General features: G+C 71.7%; 17 protein-coding genes. 11 read left to right on the top strand and 6 right to left on the bottom strand.

Features of this window, described 5'->3' with window-relative positions; all coding sequences use genetic code 11:
* Positions 1 to 7: 7 nt before the first annotated feature.
* The gene (locus Raf01_RS27665; protein WP_203920957.1) at positions 8 to 3,109 is read left to right on the top strand and encodes a GH92 family glycosyl hydrolase; all 3,102 of its coding nucleotides are present in this window, start codon (positions 8 to 10) and stop codon (positions 3,107 to 3,109) included.
* A 71-nt stretch (positions 3,110 to 3,180) separates the two neighbouring features.
* Here the strand turns inward: Raf01_RS27665 and Raf01_RS27660 are convergent, their stop codons facing one another.
* The 3 genes from Raf01_RS27660 to Raf01_RS27650 are packed head-to-tail and all read right to left on the bottom strand — an operon-like array spanning position 3,181 to position 5,355.
* Positions 3,181 to 3,699: a DUF5709 domain-containing protein gene (locus Raf01_RS27660; RefSeq protein WP_203920956.1), complete on the bottom strand. Its 519-nt coding sequence runs from the start codon at positions 3,697 to 3,699 to the stop codon at positions 3,181 to 3,183.
* A gap of 28 nt (positions 3,700 to 3,727) precedes the next feature.
* Complete coding sequence (locus tag Raf01_RS27655; protein ID WP_203920955.1) at positions 3,728 to 4,327, bottom strand: MgtC/SapB family protein; 600 nt, start codon at positions 4,325 to 4,327, stop codon at positions 3,728 to 3,730.
* Complete coding sequence (locus tag Raf01_RS27650) at positions 4,324 to 5,355, bottom strand: DNA topoisomerase IB (protein WP_203920954.1); 1,032 nt, start codon at positions 5,353 to 5,355, stop codon at positions 4,324 to 4,326. Before Raf01_RS27650 ends, Raf01_RS27655 begins: the two co-directional genes overlap by 4 nt.
* Positions 5,356 to 5,414: 59 nt before the next feature.
* On the opposite strand from Raf01_RS27650, the gene Raf01_RS27645 reads away from it, so the two are divergent.
* The 5 genes from Raf01_RS27645 (at position 5,415) to Raf01_RS27625 (ending at position 13,294) form a co-directional block, all read left to right on the top strand.
* Complete coding sequence (locus Raf01_RS27645; RefSeq protein WP_203920973.1) at positions 5,415 to 6,446, top strand: SDR family oxidoreductase; 1,032 nt, start codon at positions 5,415 to 5,417, stop codon at positions 6,444 to 6,446.
* Between the two features lie 156 nt (positions 6,447 to 6,602).
* A complete protein-coding gene (locus Raf01_RS27640; RefSeq protein WP_203920953.1) occupies positions 6,603 to 8,210 on the top strand; it encodes a S8 family serine peptidase in 1,608 nt (535 codons plus the stop codon).
* A gap of 157 nt (positions 8,211 to 8,367) precedes the next feature.
* Positions 8,368 to 9,570 (top strand): winged helix-turn-helix domain-containing protein, encoded by a 1,203-nt coding sequence (locus Raf01_RS49820; RefSeq protein ID WP_239133964.1) that lies wholly within the window; start codon positions 8,368 to 8,370, stop codon positions 9,568 to 9,570.
* Entirely contained in the window at positions 9,567 to 11,408 is a 1,842-nt protein-coding gene (locus Raf01_RS27630; RefSeq protein ID WP_203920952.1) for an ABC transporter ATP-binding protein, read from the top strand. Before Raf01_RS49820 ends, Raf01_RS27630 begins: the two co-directional genes overlap by 4 nt.
* The gene (locus Raf01_RS27625; protein WP_203920951.1) at positions 11,405 to 13,294 is read left to right on the top strand and encodes an ATP-binding cassette domain-containing protein; all 1,890 of its coding nucleotides are present in this window, start codon (positions 11,405 to 11,407) and stop codon (positions 13,292 to 13,294) included. Before Raf01_RS27630 ends, Raf01_RS27625 begins: the two co-directional genes overlap by 4 nt.
* Positions 13,295 to 13,442: 148 nt before the next feature.
* Here Raf01_RS27625 and Raf01_RS27620 read toward each other — a convergent pair whose 3' ends face one another.
* A complete protein-coding gene (locus tag Raf01_RS27620; protein WP_203920950.1) occupies positions 13,443 to 14,426 on the bottom strand; it encodes an aldo/keto reductase in 984 nt (327 codons plus the stop codon).
* A 90-nt stretch (positions 14,427 to 14,516) separates the two neighbouring features.
* Between Raf01_RS27620 and Raf01_RS27615 the strand changes: the two genes are divergently transcribed.
* Together Raf01_RS27615 and Raf01_RS27610 are read left to right on the top strand one after the other, a co-directional pair.
* Positions 14,517 to 15,188 (top strand): MerR family transcriptional regulator, encoded by a 672-nt coding sequence (locus Raf01_RS27615; protein ID WP_239133963.1) that lies wholly within the window; start codon positions 14,517 to 14,519, stop codon positions 15,186 to 15,188.
* Complete coding sequence (locus tag Raf01_RS27610) at positions 15,185 to 17,632, top strand: VIT domain-containing protein (protein WP_203920949.1); 2,448 nt, start codon at positions 15,185 to 15,187, stop codon at positions 17,630 to 17,632. Before Raf01_RS27615 ends, Raf01_RS27610 begins: the two co-directional genes overlap by 4 nt.
* Positions 17,633 to 17,759: 127 nt before the next feature.
* Here Raf01_RS27610 and Raf01_RS27605 read toward each other — a convergent pair whose 3' ends face one another.
* Positions 17,760 to 18,926: a class I SAM-dependent methyltransferase gene (locus Raf01_RS27605; RefSeq protein WP_239133962.1), complete on the bottom strand. Its 1,167-nt coding sequence runs from the start codon at positions 18,924 to 18,926 to the stop codon at positions 17,760 to 17,762.
* Between the two features lie 97 nt (positions 18,927 to 19,023).
* Here Raf01_RS27605 and thrS point away from each other — a divergent pair, with 97 nt between their 5' ends.
* A complete protein-coding gene (gene thrS, locus Raf01_RS27600; RefSeq protein WP_203920948.1) occupies positions 19,024 to 21,015 on the top strand; it encodes a threonine--tRNA ligase in 1,992 nt (663 codons plus the stop codon).
* A gap of 115 nt (positions 21,016 to 21,130) precedes the next feature.
* On the opposite strand, the gene Raf01_RS27595 is transcribed toward thrS, so the two are convergent.
* Positions 21,131 to 21,916, bottom strand: a complete 786-nt coding sequence (locus tag Raf01_RS27595) for a MerR family transcriptional regulator (protein WP_203920947.1) — start codon at positions 21,914 to 21,916, stop codon at positions 21,131 to 21,133.
* Positions 21,917 to 21,976: 60 nt separating this feature from the next.
* Here Raf01_RS27595 and Raf01_RS27590 point away from each other — a divergent pair, with 60 nt between their 5' ends.
* Complete coding sequence (locus Raf01_RS27590) at positions 21,977 to 22,540, top strand: HIT family protein (RefSeq protein WP_203920946.1); 564 nt, start codon at positions 21,977 to 21,979, stop codon at positions 22,538 to 22,540.
* Positions 22,541 to 22,567: 27 nt separating this feature from the next.
* Positions 22,568 to 24,343: an MFS transporter gene (locus Raf01_RS27585; RefSeq protein WP_239133961.1), complete on the top strand. Its 1,776-nt coding sequence runs from the start codon at positions 22,568 to 22,570 to the stop codon at positions 24,341 to 24,343.
* Positions 24,344 to 24,435: the final 92 nt, after the last annotated feature.

Here is a 24,435-nt window from a genome sequence, read left to right as displayed (position 1 = left end):
GGTCGACATGTCCCGAAGCCCGACCCGTAGTGTCCTCAGCGCCTTATCCGCCGGCCTGCTGGCGCTCGCCGGCCTGGCCATCAGCGGTACGCCGGCGCACGCCGCCACGCTCAACCTCACCCAGTACGTCAACCCGTTCATCGGTACCGACGACAGCAACGCGCCCAACCCCGTACCCGGCGGTGCCGGCGGCAGCACATTCCCCGGGGCCGAGGTGCCCTTCGGCATGGTGCAGTTCAGCCCGGACACCCCGACCGCGTCCCCGTCGGGTTACCGGTCCCGCGACACCAGCATCGAGGACTTCAGCCTCACCCACTTCGACGGTGCCGGCTGCCCGAACAACGAGGATCTCAACCTGCTGCCGGTCACCGGGAGCCTGTCGACCTCGCCCGGCACCGGCTGGACCAGCTATGCCTCCGGGTACACGAAGGCCAACGAGTCCGCCGCCGCGGGCTACTACAAGACTCGGCTGGACAAGTACTCGACCACGGTCGAACTGACCGCGACCACGCGTACCGGGGTGGCCCGTCTCACCTACCCCGGCACCACGAGTGCTCAGCTGCTGATCAACACCAGTCGCAGCGCGACCGGCAGCCGCAGCGGCTCGGTGACGGTCAGCGGCTCGACCGTCACCGGCAACGTGACGGCCGGCGGGTTCTGCGGCTCGTCGAAGACGTACCCGATCTACTTCGCGATCCAGTTCGACCGGGCGCCGTCCGCGCACGGTACGTGGAGCGGCGGTACGGTCTCGGCGGGCTCCGGCAGCACCAGCGGCACGAACACCGGCGCGTACGTCACGTTCGACACCACCAGCAACCCGACCGTCCAGGCGACCGTCGCGCTGTCCTACGTGAGCGTGGCCGGGGCGCAGGCCAACCTGGCCGCGGAGACCGGCGCGTTCGACACGGTACGCGCGAACGCGAACACGACGTGGAACACCATGCTCAACCGGATCCAGGTGTCCGGCGGCGCGACGGCGGACCTGCAGAAGTTCTACACCGCGCTGTACCACGTGTTCCAGAGCCCGAACGTGGCCAGCGACACCAACGGCCAGTACTCCGGCTTCGACCACGCCACCCACACGGCGAGCGGGATGACGGTGTACCAGAACTACTCGGGCTGGGACATCTACCGATCCTGGGCGGCGCTGGTCGCGTTCGTCGCGCCAGACGTGATGACCGACGTGGTGAAGTCGATGGTGCTCGACGGCCAGCAGGGCGGCCTGCTGCCGAAGTGGTCGCAGGAAAACGCCGAGGACTTCGTGATGACCGGCGATCCCGGACCGATCATCGTGGACAGCGCGTACCAGTTCGGTGTCCGCAACTTCGACACGGCCGCGGCACTGTCGTTGATGGACAAGTCGAGCAACGGCGGTACCGCGCAGGGCAGTCCCATCCGGGGCCGGGAGAGCGGCTACCTGTCCCGGCACTACGTCATCGAGGACCCGTCGGACTCGCTGGAGTACTCGGCGTCGGACTTCGCCATCGCGCAGTTCGCCAAGGCGCTGGGCAACACCACCCTGTACAACACGTACTCGGCCCGGGCGCAGTGGTGGCAGAACACCTTCAACCCGGACTCCTCGTACGTGAGCCCGCACAGCAGCGACGGTTCCTGGGCGTGGCCGGTGAACCCGGCGAGCAACAGCGGGTACACCGAGGGCAACCCGGCGCAGTACACCTGGATGGTCACCTACGACTTCTCCGGGCTCATCAACCTGATGGGCGGCGCACAGACCGCGGTCCAGCGCCTCAACCACCACTTCACTCAGGTCAACGGCGGGCTGACCACGCCGTACTTCTATATCGGCAACGAGCCCGAGCACGGGGTGCCGTGGGCGTACAACTTCGCCGGTGACCCGGCCGGCACCGCCGACGCGGTGCACAAGGTGATGAGCCAGGGCTTCAACACCGCGGCCGGTGGCCTGCCGGGCAACGACGACCTGGGCGCCACCTCGGCGTGGTACGTGTGGGCGGCGCTCGGCATGTACCCGGCGACACCCGGTGCGGACACCCTCGCGCTGCACGGGCCGTCGTTCCCGTCGATCCTGATCCAGCGGGCCGCCGGAAACGTGAACATCACGGCCAGCGGCAGCGGATCGTACGTGCAGTCGTTGTCGGTCAACGGTTCCGGCACCACGCACAACTACCTGCGGTACCCGGACCTGGCGGCCGGTGGCACGCTCGCGTACACGATGGGCGGCTCCCCGAGTTCCTGGGGCACCGGCGCCTCGGACGTACCGCCGTCGTTCACCGACGGCGCCGCCCAGCCGCCGGCCGCCCCGAATCTGGGCACGAACCTGGCGGCGGGCAAGGCGACCACCGCGTCGACGGCGTGCTCGTCGACCGAGGGCAGCGCGAACGCGGTCGACGGATCGCTGGCCAACAACAGCAAGTGGTGCTCGACGGTGGCCGGCGCCTCGCTGACCGTGGACCTGGGCTCGGCGCAGAACGTGGGCGCGTTCGTGGTCAAGCACGCCGGGCTGGGCGGCGAGACGACCGGATGGAACACCGGCGGGTACACGATCGCCACCAGTACCGACAACTCCACCTGGAGCACGGCCGCCACGGTGACCGGCTCGCGGGCCAGCCGCACCTACAACCCGATCGCCACCCGGTCGGCCCGGTACGTGCGCCTGACCGCGAACACGCCGACCAACAACGGCAACAACGCCGCGCGCATCTACGAGCTGGAGGTGTACGGGCCGGGCAGCGGCGGCAGCGGAACCCGGACCGGCGCCATCACCGGCCTGGCCGGCAAGTGTGTGGACGTGGCCAACAGCGGTACCACCAACGGCACCCACATCCAGCTGTACGGCTGCAACAACACCGGCGCCCAGCAGTGGACGGTGAACGCCAACGGCACGCTCTCCGCGCTGGGCAAGTGCATGGACGTGCCGAGCAGCGGCACCGCCAACGGCATCCTGATCCAGCTGTACGACTGCAACGCCAGCGCCGCGCAGATCTGGACGCCGCAGTCAAACGGCACGCTGGTGAACCCGAACTCGGGCCGCTGCCTGGACGTCCCGGGCAGCAACTCGGCCGACGGCACCCAGTTGGAGATCTGGGACTGCTCGGGTGGCGCCAACCAGCAGTGGCACCTGCCCAGCTGAGTCGCCACAAGGGAACCGGGGCACCGCCACGAGCGGTGCCCCGGTCATCGCCGTCCCCGGCCCGGGAGGCGTCACTCCTCGGGAATCTTGTGGATCGCGGCCTCCTCGGCGCTGGCGCCGCCGCCCGCGGCTCCGGCGTCGTACCCGATCGCGTCCGTCTCGGTGTCGTTGTACGAGCCCTCGTCCGGCTGCACCAACCGACCTATCCGGTCCTCGGACAACGGGTCCACCCCCGGCCGGTCATACATCGAGACCTGGGACTCGAGCCGCGGATCCGGGGAGGTCGACTCGCTGTCCTGGAAGCGGGTGCTGGGCAACCCGGCCTCGGCCACCTCCGGCTCCTCCCGGGCCAGCCGGGAGTCCAGGTCCTGGCCGGCGAGCTGCTCGTCGGCGGTGGTACCGAACTCATCCAGCGCGATCGGGCCGTCCTCGCGGTCACCCGGCAGGGCCATCGGGTTCTCTCCGTCGGCGATGCGTCCCGAGGTGGCGTCGATGTCGTCGTTGGCGGTCGAGTCGTCGTCCGCGACCTCGGGGATGCCGTCCGCGGCCGGGTCGACGAGCTTGCGAGGGTAGGTGTCGTCGGTACGCATGTCCGTTTGTTACCCGGGCGGCGGCCGGTCAATCCCCCGTACCCCCTCCCTTGCCCGACTCCTCGTCCGAGTCGCGGCGCGCTACCGGGTTCGGCCCCTCCTTGCGGGGCAGGCCGCGGTACTCCTCGTCGTCGCCGAACCGGTCCGCCCACCGCCGGGCGTCGAGCGCCTTCAACCCGGGTATCCGCCCGAACTCCAACACCAGCAACAGCAGGGCGTCGCCCACGCTGGCGGCGACCAGGAAGCCCTCGCCGCACGCGGAGCCGATCGTGGCCACCGCGAAGATCGCCGCGGCGGTGGTGATGCCGCGCAGCACGTCGCCCTGCTGGGTGGACACCCGGAAGACCAGCCCGCCGCCGATGAACCCGACACCGGTGACGGCGCCCACCAGGGCATTCGGGCTGCCGTGTCCGGCCAGCAGACCCACCAGGGCGCTCCCGACGCCGATGAGTGCGAAGGTGCGTTCTCCGGCCGGTGAGCCGCGAAGCTCGCGTTCGTAGCCCAGCGCGTAGCTGAGCACGAACGCGACGAGCAGCCGTACCACGACCTCAAGCGGATTCTCGCGCATCGACTCGCCGAACCCGGCCGCGATGGTGAGGCCGGGCCCGCCGAGCAGCGTTCCGGTCACAGTGCCGCACCCCTGCCGGCCGAGGTGGTCCGCCTCGCGGTGCGGCCACTCAACAGTTGGAGTACGGCCGACTCCGCGGACGGTCCGGTACGACGGCCGCGCGACGGCGGCTCGATCGTGGTACCCCGGTGGAACAGGTCCACCACGCGCGGATCGACGTACGACGCCCGCAACACGGCCGGCGTGTTGCCCAGTTGGGCGGACACCTCGCGCATGACCCGGGCCACCGCGCGACGTGCCTTGGTCGGCGACGCGGACAGCTCCATGCGGGCCAGTGCCACCGCGGCCAGTACGGTCGCGTGCCAGGTGCGCAGGTCCTTCGCGCTCATCTCGCAGCCGCTGGCGGCGCGCAGGTACTCGTTGACGTCGCCGCTGCGGATCGCGGCCCAGCGGCCGCCGCTGCGGTAGGCCAGCAACCGGTCGCCCTGGCGGCGGTAGCGGCGCAGTGCGCGGATGGTCGCGGACACGTGCGGGTCGGTGATGCTGATCTCCCGCTGGATCCCGCCCTTGGCGGGGTACCGGAAGTGCACGGTGTGCCCGTTCAGGGTCACATGTCCGGCATCCAGGGTGGCCACGCCGTAGGTCGCGTCCTCCCCGTCGGCGTACTCGTCCCCGCCGACCCGGAACAGGCCGAGGTCGATCAGCCGGGCGGCCAGCGCCAGTGCCCGGCGCCGGGACAGCTCGCGGTCGGCCAGGTCGGCACGGACCCGCCGGCGCAGCCGGGGCAGCTGCGCCGCCACGACCAGGACCCGGTCGAACTTGCGCCGGTCGCGGCGCAGTCGCCAGTGCGGGTGGTACAGGTACTGGCGGCGACCCGCCACGTCGGTACCGACGGCCTGGATGTGTCCCGCAGAATCCGGACAGATCCAGACATCCTGCCACGCGGGCGGAATAACCAGGGCACGGCACCGATCCAGCTCATCCGCGTCGGTCAGAGGCCGGCCGTGCTGGTCAAGGTAGCTGAAACCGGACCCGCGCCGCCGCCTGGTGTAGCCGGGGCTGTCCGGCGCGCTGCGTCGCAGCCGCATGGCGCGGCGTTACCCGAGGATTTCAGTCCCGAATCATCGGGTACGCAGCAAGCGGAGCAATCGGCCAACGGAGGTGTGACGTGGCGCAACGGGTGATCGTGGTGACTGGGGCCAGCGGCGGGGTCGGCCGGGCGGTTGCCCGGCTCTTCGGAGCGCGGGGCGACAAGGTGGCGCTGCTCGCACGCGGCGCAGACGGGCTGGACGGGGCGGCCGAGGACGTGATGGCCGCCGGTGGCACTCCGCTGGCGATCGAGGTGGATGTCGCCGACTACGAGGCGGTCGACGGCGCGGCGGCGATGATCGAGGAGAAGTTGGGCCCGATCGACGTCTGGATCAATGACGCGTTCTCGTCGGTGTTCGCGCCGTTCACCCAGATCACGCCGGCCGAGTTCAAGCGCATCACCGAGGTCACCTACCTCGGGTACGTGTACGGGACCCGGGCCGCGCTGGACCGCATGCTGCCCCGGGACGCCGGCACGATCGTCCAGGTCGGTTCGGCGCTGGCCTACCGGGGCATCCCGCTGCAGAGTGCGTACTGCGGCGCGAAGCACGCCATCCAGGGCTTCAACGAGTCGCTGCGCTGCGAGCTGCTGCACGACAAGAGCAAGGTGCGGGTCACCATGGTGCAGCTGCCGGCGGTGAACACTCCGCAGTTCGACTGGGTCAAGTCGCGGCTTTCCAACAAGGCGCAGCCGGTACCGCCGATCTACCAGCCGGAGGTGGTGGCGCGGGGCATCGCGTACGCCGCCGACCATCCGCGCCGCCGCGAGTACTGGGTCGGCGGCTCCACCGCGGGTACCCTGCTGGCCAACGCGATCGCGCCCGGCATCCTCGACCGGTACCTGGCCCGGACCGGGTACTCCTCGCAGCAGGACAAGCCGAGGCACGAGGCCGACCAGCCGGCCAACCTGTGGCACCCGGTCGACGACGAGAACGGCCCGGACTACGGTGCGCACGGCCGGTTCGACGACCGGTCGACCTCGCGCAGCGTCCAGCTGTGGGCCTCCCAGCACCACGGCCTGGTGACGGCCGGGATCGCCGGGGTGGCCGCCGCGGCGACCGCCGCGGTGGCCGGGCTCGTGCGGCGCTGACTCTCATCGACGAACAGCACCGCGTATCGGCACTAATCGCTCGAAAGATCAAACCAGGGGTTGACGACGCGGCCTGCCCGCGGACTTACGGTCGCCCAACGGCGTGCCTCGGGCGACTCCAGAGCCCGGGAATCCCGCAGCCTGGGGAGATCCAAAATGACCAGTCGAAGCCTGGGCGCGGCGGCTGCCGTGCTTTCCGTGCTGACCGCGGTGGTGGTGCTGCCGGCCACTCCGGCGAGCGCCGGTCCGCCGGCGCCGCGCAAGGAGGAGTGGCAGTTCACGGCGTGGGACATCCAGAACAAGGTGTGGCCGCTGACCCACGGTGAGGGGGTCACGGTGGCGGTCATCGACACCGGGGTGCAGGCGGACCTGCCCGGTCTGGCCGGCGTCGTCCTGTCCGGGACGGATCTCGACTCCAACAAGGACGACGGGCGCGTCGACACCGACCAGGAGGAGGGCCGTGGACACGGCACGGCGATGGCCGAGCTGATCGCCGGGCAGGGCAAGGACTTCGGCATGGTGGGGATCGCGCCGGGGGCGAAGATCCTGCCGATCACGGCGGGTCAGGACCCCTTCAACGACATGGGGCCCGCCATCGTGTACGCCGCTGACCACGGTGCCAAGGTGATCAACATCTCCCAGGGCTACGCCGACGGAGCTCTCCGGCCCTGCCCAGGCGTCATCAGGTCCGCGATCGTTCACGCTGCTCAGAAGGACGCGGTGGTGGTAGTCAGCGCGGGCAATGAGGGAGACGGGGCCAACACGCTGAATTGGCCGGCCGACTGCCCCGGGGTGCTGGCGGTCGGTGCCATTGACGGCAAGAAGATCCCGTGGACTTCGACCCAGCGACAGTCGTACGTCTCGGTAGCGGCCCCCGGCGTGCAGATCTCGTCGGTGTGGGAAGGCCACCACGGCTGGACCGACCGCCGCTTCGCCGCCGGAAACGGCACCAGTCAGGCCGCCGCCCTCACCTCGGGCGCGGTCGCGCTGATCCGGGCGAAGGACCCCGATCTGACCGCCCGGCAGGTGGTGCAGCGCATCATCAACACCGCATCGGACGCGGGGCCGACCGGGTTCGACGTCTACACCGGCAACGGTGCGGTCATCCCGTACCGGGCCATGACCCAGTCTGTACCGGCGAACGCGCCCAACAAGCCGTACGAGGAACTGGACAGCTACCTGGCCTCACTGTCACCGTCGGCGGCCCCCGCCGCGACCGGGACTACGCATGCGGCGAAGCATTCGTCGGGGGCCGGCCTGTTCATCGCGGTCGGTGCGGCCGCGGTGCTGATACTCGGCGGGATCGTGACCGGCATCGTCCTCCTGGCCCGCCGCAAGAGCGGCCAGCCGCCGAGGTCCGGGCCGCCGCCGATGTTCGGCCCGCCCATGGCTGGCCCGCCCATGGCTGGCCCGCCCATGCCCGGTCAGCCTCAGCCCGGTCAGCCCATGTCGGGTCAGCCTCTGTCCGGTCCGCCCGTGACAGGCCCGCCGATGTCGGGTCCGCCGGCGTCCGGACCGCCGATTCCCGGCCCATTCATCGCCGGCCGGCCGGTCCCGGGCCAGCAGCCGCCCGGCCCGCAGGCTCCTGGCCCGCAGCCGCCCGGCCCGCAGTATCCCGGTCAGCCGGTTCCGGGTCAGCCGGTTCCGGGCCAGCAGCCTCCCGGCCCGCAGGTTCCCGGTCAGCCGCTCCCCGGCGCACCCGCACCGGGGCCGGCCGCGTTCCCGCCGCGGGTTCCCCCGAACGAGCCGGGCGGCCAGCGCTAACTGACCCGTGCCGGCGTCCGGTCCGCCCGGGCCGCCGGCACGCCTCGCCGCTACCTCAACCGTTGTGTCGGCATCGATGCCGACCAGCGCGCGGTCTGTTACTCTCGCATCGAGAGTTCTCCTGATCCGAGAGAACGACCGAGGAGAGAGCGACCGCGTGGATTCCCATCCCTCGCAGCGCGTCGACGAGCTGACGCACCAGCGGGTCCGGCTGGGCGTGCTGGCGGTGTTGAGCGGGCGCGACCGGGCGACCTTCACCGACCTGAGGGACGTGCTGGGCCAGTCGGACGGTGCGCTCGGGCGGCACCTGCGGGTCCTGGAGGAGGCCGGATACGTGGTCGCGGAGAAGACCTTCGAAAATCGCCGCCCGCGCACCTGGATCTCGCTCACCGACAGTGGCCGGGCCGCGATCGCGACCGAGCGGGACGCGCTGGCGGAACTGATCGGTGCGCTCGGCGGCGCGGCACCGGCGGCCGGGCCAGTGCGGCTATCGCCGTCGTCGGCTCCGTCGGTCGTGCCATCCTCGGCGTCTCCGGCCGCGTGGGCCTCGGCGTCGCGGTCCGTGCCGAGGGGCTTCGCCGCGCCGCTGGTCGGCGCCGGTCGCACCACCGGGCCCGGAAAGGCGACGGGCGGCGGGGCCGTAACCGGCGGGGTCGTGACCGACAGAGCCGTGAGCGACCGGGCCGAGGGCGACAGAGCGGAGGGCGACAGCGCGACCGGCGGTGGCCGCTGCGCCACGCTGATCCTGGGCGGCACGAACACCGGGATGCCTCTGGTGGCCGAGGGGCCGGTCGGCAGCGGGTTCACCGTTCCCGAGGGCGTCGAGCGCTGGCCGGGGTACGACGCGCAGCGGATGACCTTTCTGAGCCACGGTCTGCGGGACGGCTACGTCCGGCGATGGGCGCGCGAGCAGGGCACCGTGCGCGTCGACGCCCTGCTGGTCGAGCTGAGCGACGAGTCGGCGCCGCGTGCGGTGCTGAAGGCGCTGGCCGAACCGACGATGTACGTACCGCTGCTGCCGCACGTGCGCGGGTACCGGTTCGACGAGGGCGACGGTGTCGCGTCGTGCGTGGCCTGGCTGGCGTACGGCCCGTTCCTGGCCTGTGTCTCGCTGACCGACCACGCCGACCTGGCGGAGAACCGCGCGACCATACTCGCGCAGACCCAGTTCATGAAGCTGGCCGGTGTCCGGCCCGCCGAGTACCGGCCCGGCGAGCACGGGCCCAGCGATCACGGGCCCGCCGATCACCAGCTCGGCGGCGGCCCGGTGATCGGAGACACGGCGGGTGGCGGCCGGACGGGGGGCGGCCCGGCGGGCGCGATCCCGGCCGAGGATCGGGTCGGCGGGGTGCGGTCGTGACCCTGCCGCGGATCGCCCGGTCGCCGCGGCTGGCGATGCTGCGCCTGCTGCCCGGCGCCGGCCGGGGCTGGGTCGCCGCGCTGGCGGTCACGACCGTGGTCGGAGGGCTCGCGCCGGTCGCCGCCGTACTGGCGTCCGGCTGGCTGGCCGCCGAGCTGGTCGCCGCCACGCGCGGCGGCCTGAGTTCGCCCGCGGGACACCGCGCCGTACTGGCGGCGGTCCTGCTGGCCGCGCTGTTCGTGGCCGGTCAGCTCAGCAGCCGGCTGTCCACCGCCGTCGCCGCCACGGTCAGCGCCCGGGTGGACGCGACGCTGCAACGCCGGGCGATCCGAGCGGTCAACGGCCCATCCGGGGTGGCGCACCTGGACGACCCCGCCGTCCGTGACCAGCTGTCCCGCGTCACCGGGGTGGGCACGGGCGGCTACACCCCGGGCGGTGCGGTCGCGGGCCTGGCGGCGAAGGCAGGCCAGACGCTGCAGAGCGGGATCGGCATCGTCGCTCTCGGCTTCTTCCACTGGTGGCTGGCGGTCGCGCTGTGCGCGGCGAACCTGTGGTGGGCGTACGAGAGCCGGCGCGGGTACCTGGCGCAGACCCGGGCGCTGACCCGGCAGACCTCGCTGCTGCGCCGGTCGGGGTACCTGCGCGACCTGGTCCTGACGCCGGACGCGGCCAAGGAGACCCGGCTGTTCGGGCTCGTCGACTGGCTCGGTCAGCGGTTCCGCACGGAGTGGGACTCCACGATGGAAGCGGTGTGGGCCGCGCGGCACGGGTACCACCGTCGCTTCGCCGGCGCGTTGGCTGCGGTCGTGGCGGCCAACTTCGCCACCTACGCGCTGCTGGGCCACGCCGCGATCGGGCACGCCATCGGGCTCGGCGCGCTGGTGGTGTTCCTGCGGGCCACCGTTCTCGCCGGCGTGGCCGCCACCCGGGGCCAGCAGGACTTCCAGATCGAGTACGGGCTGGCCGGACTTCCCGCCATCGCCGCGGTGGAGCGTGCCGCCCGGGCCGCTGCCGGTACCGGTACCAGCCCGGCGGGCGACCCACCACCCGCCGGTACCGCGCTGGATCTGGTCCTCGCCGGCGTGCGGTTCTCCTACCCGGGTGCGACCACCCCGATACTGGACGGGCTGGACCTGGTCGTCCCGGCCGGCCGGTCGCTGGCGATCGTCGGAGCGAACGGCGCCGGGAAGACGACGCTCATCAAGCTGCTGTGCGGGTTCTACGCCCCGGACGCCGGCACCATCACGGTGAACGGGCAGGACCTGCGCACCATCGACCCGCGGCGCTGGCAGCGGGGGATCGCCGCGGTGTTCCAGGACTTCACGCGGTACCAGCTGCCGGCGCGCGACAACGTCGGAGTCGGCGCCCTGTCCCTCGCGCACGACGACGCGGCGATCGAGCGCGCCGCCGCGCGGGCCGGGATCCTGGACGCGATCCGGGCGCTGCCCCGCGGCTGGGACTCGCCGCTGGCCCGCCAGTTCGACGGAGGCGGGGAGCTGTCCGGCGGGCAGTGGCAGCGCATCGCGCTGGCCCGGGCGCTGCTGGCCGTCGACGCGGGCGCCCGGCTGCTCATCCTCGACGAGCCCACCGCGAATCTCGACATCCGCGCCGAGGCCGCGTTCTACGACCAGTTCCTCGACATCACCGGCGACGTGACCACGATCCTGATCTCGCACCGGTTCGCGACCGTACGCCGCGCCGACCAGGTCTGCGTCCTGGACGAGGGCCGGGTCGCCGAGCTCGGCTCCCATGCCGAACTGGTCGACCTCGGCGGCCGGTACGCCCGCATGTTCGCCGCCCAGTCCGCGGCGCTGACCACCGCCGGAGGCACCGGATGACCGGATCGGTCGCGATCGCGGACGCCGGCTGGTGGCGGCGCGTGCGCATCCTGTTCGGCGCGTGCTTCCGCGCCGCACCCCGGCACGCCACGGCGCTGTTCGCCTGCCAGCTCGCGGCCACCGCGTGCACCCTGGCCGCGACGTACGGCGTCAAGGTGGTGACCGACGCCGCCCTGCACGCCCAGGCCGGACGCGCGCTCGCCGCCGCCGGTCTGATGGCCGGCGCTACCGGTCTGGCCGCGGTCTTCGGGCGCGGCTACCTGCAGCTGACCACCACGGTCTCCGAGCGTGCCGGCCGGTACATCGACAGTGAACTCATGCGTCTGGCAGGCACGATCCCGACCATCGAGCACTACGAGCGCCCGCAGTACGCCGACCAGCTGGCGCTCATCCGGCAGGAACGCGCCGGGATGGCCGGCATGCTCAACGCCGTCGTCCTCAACCTGCGGGTGGTCGTGTCGTTCGCCGGCGGCATCGCGATCCTGGCGACCCTCGACCCGATCCTGGCGCTGCTGCCGCTGTTCGGGATCCCCGCGCTGCTGGCCAACCGGTACGCCGCGGGCCTCGCCCAGCGCGCCCGCGAGCGCAGCGCGCCCCACACCCGGCTGCGCAACCACCTGTTCCAGACCGCCGCGTCCGCGCCGGCCGGCAAGGAGCTGCGCGTCTACGGCCTGCTCGACGACATTCTCGACCGGCACCGGGCGATCAGCGAGCGGGTCGAGCGTGACGCCCGGCGGGCGGCGCTGCGCGGGCTGGCCGCGACGACCGGCGCGGCCGTGGTGTTCGCCGGCGCCTACATCGCCGCCCTGCTGCTCGTGCTCGTGGCCGCGGTTCACGGCCACGCCACCGCGGGCACACTCGTCCTGACCCTGTCGCTCGCCGGGCTGATCAACGCGCAGCTCGCCTCCGCCGTGCAGTACGCCAGCTACCTGCGCAGGGTCCTGTCCGCTGGCGGGCGGCTGGCGTGGCTGACCGACTACTCCCGTACCGCCGGCCCTGACCAGGAGCGCCTGGCCGAGCCGCCGGTGCGGCTGCGGGACGGCATCGACCTGGACGGCGTCTGCTTCCGGTACGCAGAGAACCGGGTGGGTTCCCCCGAACCCAGCCGGGGCCGGTTGCTGCCGCCTCGGCAACCCGGCTCCGAGCGTCGCGCCCCGGAAACCGACCCCCTCGTCCTCGACCAGATCACCGTGCACCTTCCCGCCGGCGCGGTGGTCGCCCTGGTCGGCGAGAACGGCTCCGGCAAGACCACGCTGGTCAAACTGCTCAGCGGCCTCTACCGGCCCACCGCCGGGGGCATCCGCGCCGACGGTACCGACCTGGCCACCATCGATCCGGCGGGCTGGCAGCGCCGGGTGAGCCCGGCGTTCCAGGACTTCGTGCGGTTCGAGTTCACTCTCGGCGAGTCCGTCGGGCTGGGTGACCTGCCCCGCGCCGCCGACCCGGACGCCGTCGCCGCCGCGTTGCGCCGGGCCGGCGCCGGTGAACTGGCCGAGCTGCCGCCGCACGGGCTGGGCACCCAGCTGGGTACCGCCTGGGGAGGGGTCGACCTGTCCGGCGGGCAGTGGCAGAAGCTCGCGCTCGGCCGGGCATTCATGCGCGAGCGGCCCCTGCTCGTGGTGTTCGACGAGCCGACCGCCGCGCTGGACGCGTTCACCGAACAGGCCCTGTTCCGTGACATCGCCGAGGCGACCAGGGCGGTCCCGCGGTCCGAGCGGCCGATCACGCTGCTGGTCTCGCACCGGTTCACCACGGCGGCGATGGCCGACCTCGTCATCGTGCTCGACCACGGCCGGATCGCCGAGCTGGGCGACCACGCCACCCTGCTCGGCAACGGCGGCCTGTACGCCGAACTCCACGAACTCCAGGCCCGCGCCTACCGCTGACCGGTCCCGGGCCTTGCGGCACCACCCGACCGATCAGCCGCAGTCGGACGACTGGTCTGGGTCGTCGCGCGGCATCAGACGCGCCAAGCCAGACCGGTCAGCATTCGCGCGCATGCCGCGCGGTCGGCTCGCCGCCGCCCGGCCGGCGTCACCAGCGGTCGGCGACCTGCGGAGCGATCAGCTCGTCGTACACCTGCCGCACCGTCGCCGCCGCCTCGGCGGTGATCGGGGCCAGGTCCGCCGCGGCCGCGTTCGCCCGCGCCTGCTCCGCGTTGCGGGCGCCCGGAATGACCACGCTCACGCCCGGCTGGTCCACGATCCAGCGCAGCGCGTACTGAGCCATCGTCGCGCCCGCCGGAGTCAGCGCCGCGAGCCGGCGTACCGCGGACAGGCCGGTCGCGAAGTCCACGCCGGAGAATGTCTCGCCGACGTCGAACGCCTCGCCGTGCCGGTTGAAGTTGCGGTGGTCGTTGTCCGCGAACGTGGTGTTCTCGTCGTACCGGCCGGACAGTAGCCCACTGGCCAGCGGCACGCGGGCGATGATGCCCACGCCCGCCGCCTGCGCGGCCGGCAGCACCTCGTCCAGCGGACCGAGCCGCAGCATGTTCAGGATGATCTGTACCGTCGCCACGCCCGGCCGGGCGATCGCGGTCAGCGCCTCGGCGCGGGTCTCCACGCTGACCCCGTACGCCGCGATCCGCTTCTCCGCCACCAGTGTGTCCAAGGCGTCGAACACGGCGTCGGTCGAGTACACCGGCGTGGGCGGGCAGTGCAGCTGCACCAGGTCCAGGGTGTCCACCCCGAGGTTTTCCCGGGACCGGTCGGTCCACGCCCGGAAGTTGTCCAGCGTGTAGTTCTCCGGCTCCTGCGGCACCCGCCGGCCCATCTTGGTCGCGACGGTCACCCCGTCGCCGCCGCGCTCGCGCAGGAACCGGCCGACCAGCCGCTCACTGCGCCCGTCGCCGTACACGTCGGCGGTGTCGATGAGGTTGACCCCGGCGTCCATGGCCGCGGCCAGGGTGGCGAGCGCGTCGTCCTCGTCCACCTCGCCCCAGTCCGCGCCGAGCTGCCACGCGCCGAGTCCGATGACACCCACCTGCCGGCCGGTACGGCCGAAAGTCCGCTGCTGCACGACGCGAGCCTACTTCGCGCGAACGGGGACACCGGCTCCGGTTCCCGGTCGGTATTGACACTGTTAGAATGACACTGTCATCATGGGCTCATGACGGACGGCTGGACGCTGGATGAACTGGTGCGACGGGTGGCCGATGCGCTCGCCGCCGACGACATCCGCGCGCCCAACGGGCGGGTCCGCGACGTGCCCGATGGCCGGGCCATCCGGTGGTATACGACGATCGGCCTGATGGACCGGCCCGTCGGTTTCCGTGGCCGGACCGCGCTGTACGGGCCGCGTCACCTGCTCCAAGCGGTCGCGGTCAAGCGCCGCCAGGCGGACGGTCTCGCCCTGGCCCAGATCCAGGCCGAGCTGGCCGGCGCCACGGATGCCACGCTGCGGCGGGTCGCCCGGATTCCGGAGGCTCCGCACGCGCCACGGCTGCCCGAGGTCGCCGCGCCGCCGACGCCCTCTGGGGTGACGCCGCCTCCGGCGCCAGAGCCCGCCGCACCGTCGGCGCCCGTCGGCGCCGCGCCGGTTGGGGCCGCGCCGGTCGCGCCCGGATCCGCGCCGGCCCGACGCTGGGACCGGTTCTGGGTCGAGCCGCCCGCCCCCGTGGCCGAACTCCGCTATCGAGTGGTGCTCGCCGGTGGCGTCGCTCTCGAACTGCCGGCGGCCCCGTCGCCACGGGACCTCGCCGACCTGAACTCCGCTAGCGCACCGTTGATTCGATTTCTGGCAGAACGTGGCCTGTTGACACCCGAGGAGTCGAGCGAATGACGATGATCGAATATCTGCGCGACGTGCCGGCCGGCCGCGAGGACGACGGATTCGGCGCCCTGCGCACCGAGCGGGGCAACCTGCCGCTGCACCGGCTCGACGTGCGGGCGAGCATCACCGGGCTGGTCGCCGGGATCGAGGTGACCCAGGGCTTCCGTAATCCGTACGACGTGCCGCTGGAGGCCACGTACGTGTTTCCGCTGCCCGACCGGGCCGCGCTGACCGGGATGACGATGACCGCGGGCGACCGGGTCATCGAGGGCGTCCTGGCAGACCGGGCCAACGCCCGCGAGCGATACGACCAGGCTCTGGCGGCCGGGCAGCGGGCCTCCATCGCCGAGGAGGACCGGCCCGACGTGTTCACCCTGCGGGTGGGCAACATCCTGCCCGGCGAGCAGGTGACCGTGGCGCTGACCCTGGCCGGCCCGCTCACGTTCGCTGACGGGCAGGCCGAGTTCCGGTTCCCGCTCGTGGTCGCTCCCCGGTACATCCCGGGCGCCCCGCTGCCCGGGCAGCCGGTCGGCGACGGGTACGCGCCGGACACCACCGCCGTACCGGACGCCTCCCGGATCACCCCGCCGGTACTGCTGCCGGGATTCCCCAACCCGGTCGACCTGTCGATCGAGGTACGGCTCGACCCGGCCGGCCTGCCGCCCACCGGGGTGGCCTCCAGCCTGCACGTGGTCACCGAGACCGACGGCGTGCTGCGTATCCAGCCGGGCGAACGGGTCGACCGGGACTTCATCCTCCGGCTCAGCCACGCCGAGGGCCGGTCGGCGCTGGCGCTGGCCGCCGACCAGGCACGGAAGCCGGCACGACCCGACCACACGACACCATCGACCCAGCCGGACGAGGGGACCTACCGGCTCACCATCCTGCCGCCGGAGTCCACCGTGCCGCCCCGGCCGAAGGACCTGGTGCTGCTGTTGGACCGCTCGGGCAGCATGAGCGGCTGGAAGATGGTCGCCGCGCGGCGGGCCGCGGCCCGGATCGTGGACACCCTCACCGAAACCGACCGGTTCGCCGTACTCACCTTCAATCACCAGGCCCACCGACCCGACGGGCTGCCCGAGGGGCTGATCGCCGGCACCGACCGCAGCCGGTACCGGGCCGTGGAACACCTGGCTGGCGCCCAGGCCGGCGGTGGCACCGAGATGCTCACCCCGCTGCGCGAAGGGCTGCGGCTGCTCGCCGACCCGTCCCGCGACCGGGTACTGGTTCTCGTGACCGACGGGCAGGTGGGCAACGAAGACGAGCTGATCCGGGAGATCGGCGGCGATCCCGGGGTACGCATCCACACGGTCGGCGTCGACCGGGCGGTCAACGCCGGGTTCCTCGGCCGGCTGGCCACGATCGGTGGCGGACGTTGCGAGCTGGTCGAGTCCGAGGAGCGGCTCGACGCGGCGATGGACCGCATCCACCGGCGCATCGCGGCCCCGCTGGTCACCGGCATCCGGTTGCAGGCCGAGGGGCTCGACCTCATCGACGGCACTGTGGCTCCGGCGCGCGTCCCGGATCTGTTCCCCGGCGTGCCGCTGGTGGTCTCCGGCCGCTACCGGGGGCCGGCCGGCGGCACGATCACGGCGACCGGTACCGATTGCGACGGTGGTGCCTGGCGTGCCGAGGTACCCGCGACCGTGGTGGACTCGCCGGCGCTGTCGGCCATCTGGGCCCGCGCCCACCTGCGCGACCTGGAGGACCGATACACCGTGGCCGCCGACCGGGCGCTGGAGGGTGAGATCGTGGCCACCTCACTGCGCCACGGCGTGCTGTGCCGGTTCACCGCGTACGTCGCGATCGATCCGCGGGTGGTCGCCGAGGGCGGGCCGGAGCATCGGGTGATCCAGCCGGTTGAGCTTCCGTCTGGCTGGGCCCCCATGTCGGCGCTGGGAGGCGCGCTGATGGCCGGCGCGGTGGGTGCATCGGCGCCGATGCCGCCAGCTCCGATGCCGATGGCACCGATGGGGATGGCGCCGATGGGGATGGCCAGGGGCGTTCAGTCTGAGGCACGGCTCCGCATGCCGAAGGTCGCGCGTTCGTCCCGGATGTCGCCCCCGGCCGGCCCGCTCGGACGCGCCTCGGAGCCGTCCTCCGAGGTCAGCGTCGCGAAGCTCGTCGAGCGGGAGGCGCGGACGCTCCGGGCGGCCGAAGGCCAACCGGTGTCGCAGCGCGCCGAACTGCTCGACGACCTCGCCAGCCGACTCGACGCGCAGGCCACCTGGCTCGGATCCGGGCCGCTCGCGGATGCGCTGCGTGCGCTGGTGGCCGCCCTGCGGGACGAGTCGGTACCGCTGGCGGAGCGCTGGGCGCGGGCGTTGGCGGAGCTCGACCGGCTCGCGGCCGGCGGGCCGGCCCAGCCGCCGTCGGGCGGGATCCCAGCCCAGGAGCCTTCGGCCGGCGGGGCGGAGACCGACCGGCGTGGGGGCGCCTTCTGGCGCCCCTAGAGTCGGCCGGCGGTGCCCTCAGAGTCGGCAGGCAACGTTCTTAGAGCCGGCCGGCAGCGTCCCTAGTGCCGGCCGGCACTGATGATCACCGAACCGGGCGGCGCGCTCGGCTGGCAATCACAGCCTGTCAGGCGATTGCGCGCTCGGGGGGTGGCATCCGCAGCACCCAGCGGTACGCCTGCACCAGACCGGTGTCGAAGCCGGCCGTCGAGCCCCACAGGAACAGCCGGAAGCGCCGGTACAGCGGCTCGCCCCAGCGCTTCACGACCTCGTCGCGGGCCGCGTCCAGCCGCTGTGCCCAGCGCTTGCAGGTCAGCATGTAGTTGTGCCGGTCGTCCTGCAGGCTGATCAGCTCGAAGGGGGAGTGGGCCACCTCCCGCAGGTACTGGTGCAGCAACATCGGCGACTGGCCGCCCGGGTAGATGTACCGGCTCATGAACGTGGACACCCGGTGCTTCGTGCGCATCGCCAGCGCGTCGAGGTACACCGCGCCGCCCGGCTTGACCAGTTCCGCGTACTTGCGCAGCGTGGTCCGGTAGTCGGGCAGGTGCTCGGTCACGCCCATGTTCACGATCGCGTCGTACTGCTGGGGCGAGCGGTAGGCGAAGATGTGCTCCCGGACGACCTGGGCGTTTCCGGTGATGCCCTCCCGCTCGAACAGCCCGTTGAGGTACCGCTCGGACTCCTGGGCCAGGGTCAGCGTGGTCACCTTGATGCCCTGCTTGGCCGCGTACTCAGCAAAGGCGCCCCAGCCGCCGCCCACCTCCAGCACGTGGTCGCCCGGCTTGACCCCGATCGCCTCGATGGCGAGGTCCATCTTGCGGGTCATCGCGTCTTCCAGCGACTCCTCGTCGTACTCGAAGACGCCCTCGGTGTAGCACCGGTGCCTGGTGTCGAGGAAGGTCAGGAAGAACTCCGAGTCCTCGTCGTAGTGGGCCGAGATCGATCGGGCGTCGTGCTCCTTCTTCCCGCGCACCAGCGCCGGCGCGAACTGCGACACCCAGGCGACCGGGTGGACGTCGTGGAAGAACTTGCGCATTTTCAGTGCCGCGACCAGGTCGCCGTCCACGTCGAGCCAGCCCTCCAGGTAGGCCACCGCCACCCCGAGCTGGTCCAGCCCGGCCAGCGCCTTCGCGCCGCGGGCATCGGTCACGGTGATCGTGAAGGCCGGGTCGCCGGACCCGAACGTGTGCGCCGCGGCGCCGGGGCCGGACGCAACCGCGAACGGGATCGCCGGGCGATCGGCGAAAAACTTCTGGTACCGGCGCTGCAGCGGCGCGATCAAGTCAGACACGGCGTCAATCTAGCCTGCCCCGGGCGTCGCTGACAGGTGCTCTCCCGTTGCCGGATAGCATCGGGTTCGCGTATTCCACCTTCCTAAGGAGAGCAGCGTGGCCGATTCCGTCGTCGTCCCCGCCGGCACGGCGAGCGCCGACGCGGTGGCCGCGGCCGGCCTGCCGGTGGCCGGCCCCCGGGCCATCGTGGTGGTTCGTGACCCGGACGGGCGCCTGCGCGACCTGTCCTGGGCGCCGGAGGTCGAGACCACGGTCACACCGGTGAGCATCTCCGAGCCGGACGGGCTCAACGTGCTCCGCCACTCGACCGCGCACGTGCTGGCCCAGGCTGTTCAGGACGTGTTCCCGGAGGCGAAGCTCGGCATCGGCCCGCCGATCACCAGCGGCTTCTACTACGACTTCGACGTGCCCAAGCCGTTCCAGCCGGAAGACCTGAACAAGCTCGAGAAGCGCATGCAGGAGATCATCAAGGCCGGTCAGCTGTTCCGGCGGCGGCGGTTCGACTCCCTGGAGCAGGCGAAGACGGAGCTGGCCGCCGAGCCGTACAAGCTGGAACTGGTCGACATCAAGGGCGACGTGGACGCGTCGGAGGTCATGGAGGTCGGCGGCGGCGAGCTGACGATCTACGACAACCTCGACCCGAAGACCGGTGAGCGCTGCTGGAGCGACCTGTGCCGGGGCCCGCACCTGCCGTCGACCCGGCTGATCGGCGCGTTCAAGCTGATGCGCACGGCCGCCGCCTACTGGCGGGGCAACGAGCGCAACCCTCAGCTCCAGCGGGTATACGGCACCGCCTGGCCGACCCGCGACGAGCTGAAGGAATACCTGCGGCTGCTGGACGAGGCCGCCCGGCGCGACCACCGCAAGCTGGGCGCGGAGCTGGACCTGTTCAGCTTCCCCGACGAGATCGGCTCCGGCCTGGCGGTGTTCCACCCGAAGGGCGGCGTCATCCGCCGGGAGCTGGAGAACTACTCCCGGGAGCGGCACGAGCAGGCCGGGTACTCGTTCGTGAACACCCCGCACATCACCAAGGGGTCGCTGTTCGAGACCTCCGGGCACCTGGCCTGGTACGCCGACGGCATGTACCCGCCCATGGAGCTTGAGGGCGCCAGCTACTACCTCAAGCCGATGAACTGCCCGTTCCACAACCTGATCTTCCGGGCTCGCGGCCGGTCGTACCGGGAGCTGCCGCTGCGGCTGTTCGAGTTTGGCTCGGTGTACCGGTTCGAGAAGTCGGGCGTGGTGCACGGGCTGACTCGGGTGCGCGGGATGACCCAGGACGACGCGCACATCTACTGCACGCCGGAACAGCTGCAGGACGAGCTGAAGTCGCTGCTCCGCTTCGTTCTCGACCTGCTGGCCGACTACGGGCTGGAGGACTTCTACCTCGAGCTGTCCACCCGCAACGAGGAGAAGTACGTCGGCAGCGACGAGAGCTGGGCCGAGGCGACCGAGGCGCTGCGCACCGCGGCCGTCGACTCCGGCCTGGAGCTGGTACCCGACCCGGGTGGCGCGGCGTTCTACGGACCGAAGATCTCGGTACAGGTGAAGGACGCCATCGGCCGCACCTGGCAGATGTCCACCATCCAGGTCGACTTCAACCAGCCGGAGCGGTTCGGCCTGGAGTACCAGTCGGCGGAGGGTGGCCGGCAGCGGCCCGTCATGATCCACCGGGCGTTGTTCGGCTCGATCGAGCGGTTCTTCGGCGTGCTGACCGAGCACTACGCCGGCGCGTTCCCGGCCTGGCTGGCGCCGGTGCAGGTGATGGGCATCCCGATCCGCGAGGAGCACACGGCCCACCTGAACCAGTTCGTGGACGCGCTGCGTGCCGAGGGGCTGCGGGCGGAGGTCGACTCGTCGGACGACCGGATGCAGAAGAAGATCCGCACAGCTCAGCAGCAGAAGATCCCGTTCATGGCGATCGCCGGTGACCAGGACGTGGCTGACGGCACGGTCTCGTTCCGGTACCGGGACGGCTCACAGCGCAACGGCGTACCGCTGGCCGAGGCGGTCGCGCACGTCCGGGACGTGGTCCGCTCCCGCACCAACGTGGGTCCCTCGGCGCAGCAGCCCGAGACGGCCGCCTGAGCTCGACCGGCCGGCGGCGCGCCAGCCACCGGCCGCGCTGACCGCCGCCGGCCGTGCTGATCCCGCGCTGGCCGGGCACGAGACGTCACCGAAAGGGAGACGCCGCCCGAGGGACTCAGTCCAGCTGAGCGAGGTCCGCGTCGAGCAGGTTGCGTTCCTCGGGGTCGGTGACCTTGTCCGTCGCCACCCGGGCCAGCTCCACGTGCCGGCGCGTCTGGTCGCGCTCGCCGGCCACCCGGTGCGCCCGGGCGATCGCCTCGTGCGCGTACGCCAGGTCGAACGAGGACAGCCCGTGCTCCTCGACCAGTTCCAGGCAGCGCCGCCCGTGGTGCAGCGCCGGCTCGGCGCGCCCGAGCACCGCGTACACCCGGGAGACCTGCCACTCGCCCCGGGCCCGGTTCACCGGTTCGCCGACCACACCCCAGTGGTACCGGCTGGCATGCGCGGCGTGCAGCATCTCGTCGTCCTCGTCCCGGCCGCGTCCGGTCCGCTCAAGCAGTTCCCAGACCCGGTTGAACAGGGTGGCAGCCAGCCGCCGCTCGTCGTCGGGGTCCAGCGTGAACGCTGTCGTGGGCATCCTGTCCTCCGTGAAATGGCTCAGCCGGTGACTCTGCCGCTGCAGCCGCCAGATGATCGACTCAATGTCTTCCCGGTAGGCGGCCAGCCGCTCGCTCAGACGCTCGGTCGGCAGGTCGCGTACCTGTTTGATCACCGCGAGCGGCACGTCCAGGTCGCGCAGCGCCGCGATCCGCCGGGCGGTGGGGAGCTGGTCCTCCCGGTAGTACCGGTACCCGGTGGCCGGGTCGACCTCGGCGGGCTCGAACAGCCCGATCTCGGCGTAGTGCCGCAGCGCGCCGATGGACAACCCGCACAGCCTGGCGAAGCGCCCGATCGACAACATGGCTGCAGGCTATGACTCTCCGGTAGGACGAGGGTCAAGTCCCGCCCGTAGGATCGCTGGGTGTCCACCGACGACGAGATCCAGCCCGGCGTACCCGACAACCTGGAGCGGCTCTGGACGCCGCACCGGCTGACCTACGTGAGCGGATCCGACCGGCCCGAGGGCGGATACGAGGCGCCCAGCGGCTGCCCGTTCTGCCTGGCGCCGAAGGCCGACGAGGAGCACAGCCTCGTGGTGGCACGCGGCGAGGTGGTTTACGCGGTGCTCAACCTGTACCCGTACAACCCCGGCCACCTGCTCATCTGTCCGTACCGGCACGTCGCCGACTACCCGGAGCTGACCGGCCCGGAAACCACCGAACTGGCCCAGTTCACGCAGGAGGCCATGAGGGTGATCCGCCGGGTCAGCGGTGCGCACGGATTCAACATCGGGATGAACCAGGGCGGCGTTGCGGGCGCCGGCATCGCCGGGCACCTGCACCAGCACGTGGTACCGCGGTGGGGCGGCGACGCCAACTTCATGCCGGTCATCGGCCAGACCAAGGTCCTTCCACAGCTGCTGACCGATACCCGACAGCTGTTGATGAAGGCGTGGTCGGAGGGTGACGGTAGTCACCTCGATTAGTTAGCCTCGGTCAACTAATCTTGACGGGTGAATCAACCCCGGGCTGCGCGATTCGACCGTGATCACCCGCACTACAAGTGGGTGGCTCTGTCGAACACCACTGTCGGCATGCTGCTGGCCACAGTGAACTCCTCGATCGTGATCATCTCCCTGCCGGCGATCTTCAACGGCATCAAGCTGGACCCGCTGGCCGCAGGCAACGTCAGCTACCTGCTGTGGATGCTGATGGGCTTCCTGCTCGTCTCGGCGGTGCTGGTGGTGGCCCTGGGCCGGCTGGGTGACATGTTCGGCCGGGTCAAGCTCTACAACCTCGGCTTCGTGGTGTTCACCGTCGCCTCGATCGCTCTGTCGTTGGACCCGTTCCAGCAGGGCGGTGGCGCGCTGTGGTTGATCGGCTGGCGGGTGGTGCAGGCGGTCGGTGGCGCGATGGTGTTCGCCAACTCGACAGCGATCCTGACCGACGCGTTCCCGGCCCGGCAGCGCGGCATGGCGCTGGGCATCAACCAGGTGGCCGCGATCGCCGGCTCGTTCATCGGGCTGGTCCTCGGCGGGGTGCTCGCCGAGTGGGACTGGCGCGCGGTGTTCTGGGTGAGCGTGCCGATCGGCATCGTCGGCACCGTCTGGTCGTACCTGTCGCTGCACGAGTTGGGCGCCCGCAACCCGGGCAAGCTCGACTGGTGGGGCAACGTCACGTTCGCGATCGGCCTGGCCGCGCTGCTGGCCGGCATCACGTACGGCATCCAGCCGTACGGCGGGCACAACACCGGGTGGACCAACCCGTGGGTACTGGCGGGCCTGATCGGCGGCGTCGCGCTGCTGATCCTGTTCTGCGTCATCGAGGCGCGGGTCGCCGAGCCGATGTTCCACCTCGGGCTGTTCAAGAACCGGACGTTCGCGTCCGCGAACCTGGCCGGGCTGCTCGCCTCGATCAGCCGGGGCGGCATGCAGTTCATGCTGATCATCTGGCTTCAGGGCATCTGGCTGCCGCTGCACGGCTTCAGCTACGAGTCGACCCCGCTGTGGGCCGGCATCTACCTGCTGCCACTCACGGTGGGCTTCCTGGTCGCCGGCCCGGTGTCCGGGTACCTGTCCGACCGGTTCGGGGTCAAGCCGTTCGCCGTCGGTGGCGCGCTGGTGGTGGCGGCGAGCTTCATCGGCCTGGTGGTGCTCCCGGTCAACTTCCCGTACTGGCTGTTCGCGCTGCTGGTACTGATCAACGGGCTGGGTTCCGGCCTGTTCTCCTCGCCGAACGCGTCGGCGGTCATGGGCTCGGTACCCGCGTCCCAGCGCGGTGCCGCCTCCGGCATGCGCGGTACCTTCTTCAACTCCGGTGCGGCCCTGTCGATCGGCATCTTCTTCAGCCTGATGATCATTGGGCTGGCGGCCACGCTGCCGCACGCCCTGACCACCGGCCTGGAGGACCAGGGCGTACCGGCGTCGGTGGCCACCAAGATCGGTTCGTTGCCGCCGGTGGGCAGCCTGTTCGCCGCGTTCCTCGGGTACAACCCGCTGGCGCAGTTGCTCGGCCCGTTCGGCGTGCTGGACCACCTGCCGGCCGGCCACGCCGCGACCCTGACCGGTAAGGAGTTCTTCCCGAACCTGATCTCCGGACCGTTCCACCACGGCCTGATCGTGGTGTTCGTCGCGGCGGCCGTGATGAGCGTGATCTCGGCGGCGGCGTCGTTTGTCGACCCCGGCAAGGGCGCGGAGACGGCCGACCGGCCGCTCGGCTCGTCGGACGCCAACGCGGTCGCGGACGCTCCGGCCACCGAGATCGTCGAGGTGACCAACCGCACCTCCTGATCAATCGCATCACGACTGGTCTGGGTCGCGGCGCGGCGCCAGACGTGCCGAGCCAGACTGGTCGAAGCCGTCGGGGCCCTCGCATGCGAGGG

This window comes from Rugosimonospora africana (assembly GCF_016862975.1).
GTDB classification, from domain to species: Bacteria; Actinomycetota; Actinomycetes; order Mycobacteriales; family Micromonosporaceae; genus Rugosimonospora; species Rugosimonospora africana.
Note: the sequence above shows the minus strand (reverse complement) of the source record. Positions and strands in the feature narration are given on the sequence as shown.

What these genes read in the sequence shown, in the direction of transcription:
- Raf01_RS27660 (WP_203920956.1), bottom strand. Translation starts at nt 3,699, where the DNA reads ATGCGTACCGACGACACCTACCCTCGCAAGCTCGTCGACCCGGCCGCG.
- Raf01_RS27610 (WP_203920949.1), top strand. Translation starts at nt 15,185, where the DNA reads ATGACGATGATCGAATATCTGCGCGACGTGCCGGCCGGCCGCGAGGAC.
- Raf01_RS27650 (WP_203920954.1), bottom strand. Translation starts at nt 5,355, where the DNA reads ATGCGGCTGCGACGCAGCGCGCCGGACAGCCCCGGCTACACCAGGCGG.
- Raf01_RS27640 (WP_203920953.1), top strand. Translation starts at nt 6,603, where the DNA reads ATGACCAGTCGAAGCCTGGGCGCGGCGGCTGCCGTGCTTTCCGTGCTG.
- Raf01_RS27615 (WP_239133963.1), top strand. Translation starts at nt 14,517, where the DNA reads ATGACGGACGGCTGGACGCTGGATGAACTGGTGCGACGGGTGGCCGAT.
- Raf01_RS27595 (WP_203920947.1), bottom strand. Translation starts at nt 21,916, where the DNA reads ATGTTGTCGATCGGGCGCTTCGCCAGGCTGTGCGGGTTGTCCATCGGC.
- Raf01_RS27625 (WP_203920951.1), top strand. Translation starts at nt 11,405, where the DNA reads ATGACCGGATCGGTCGCGATCGCGGACGCCGGCTGGTGGCGGCGCGTG.
- Raf01_RS27665 (WP_203920957.1), top strand. Translation starts at nt 8, where the DNA reads ATGTCCCGAAGCCCGACCCGTAGTGTCCTCAGCGCCTTATCCGCCGGC.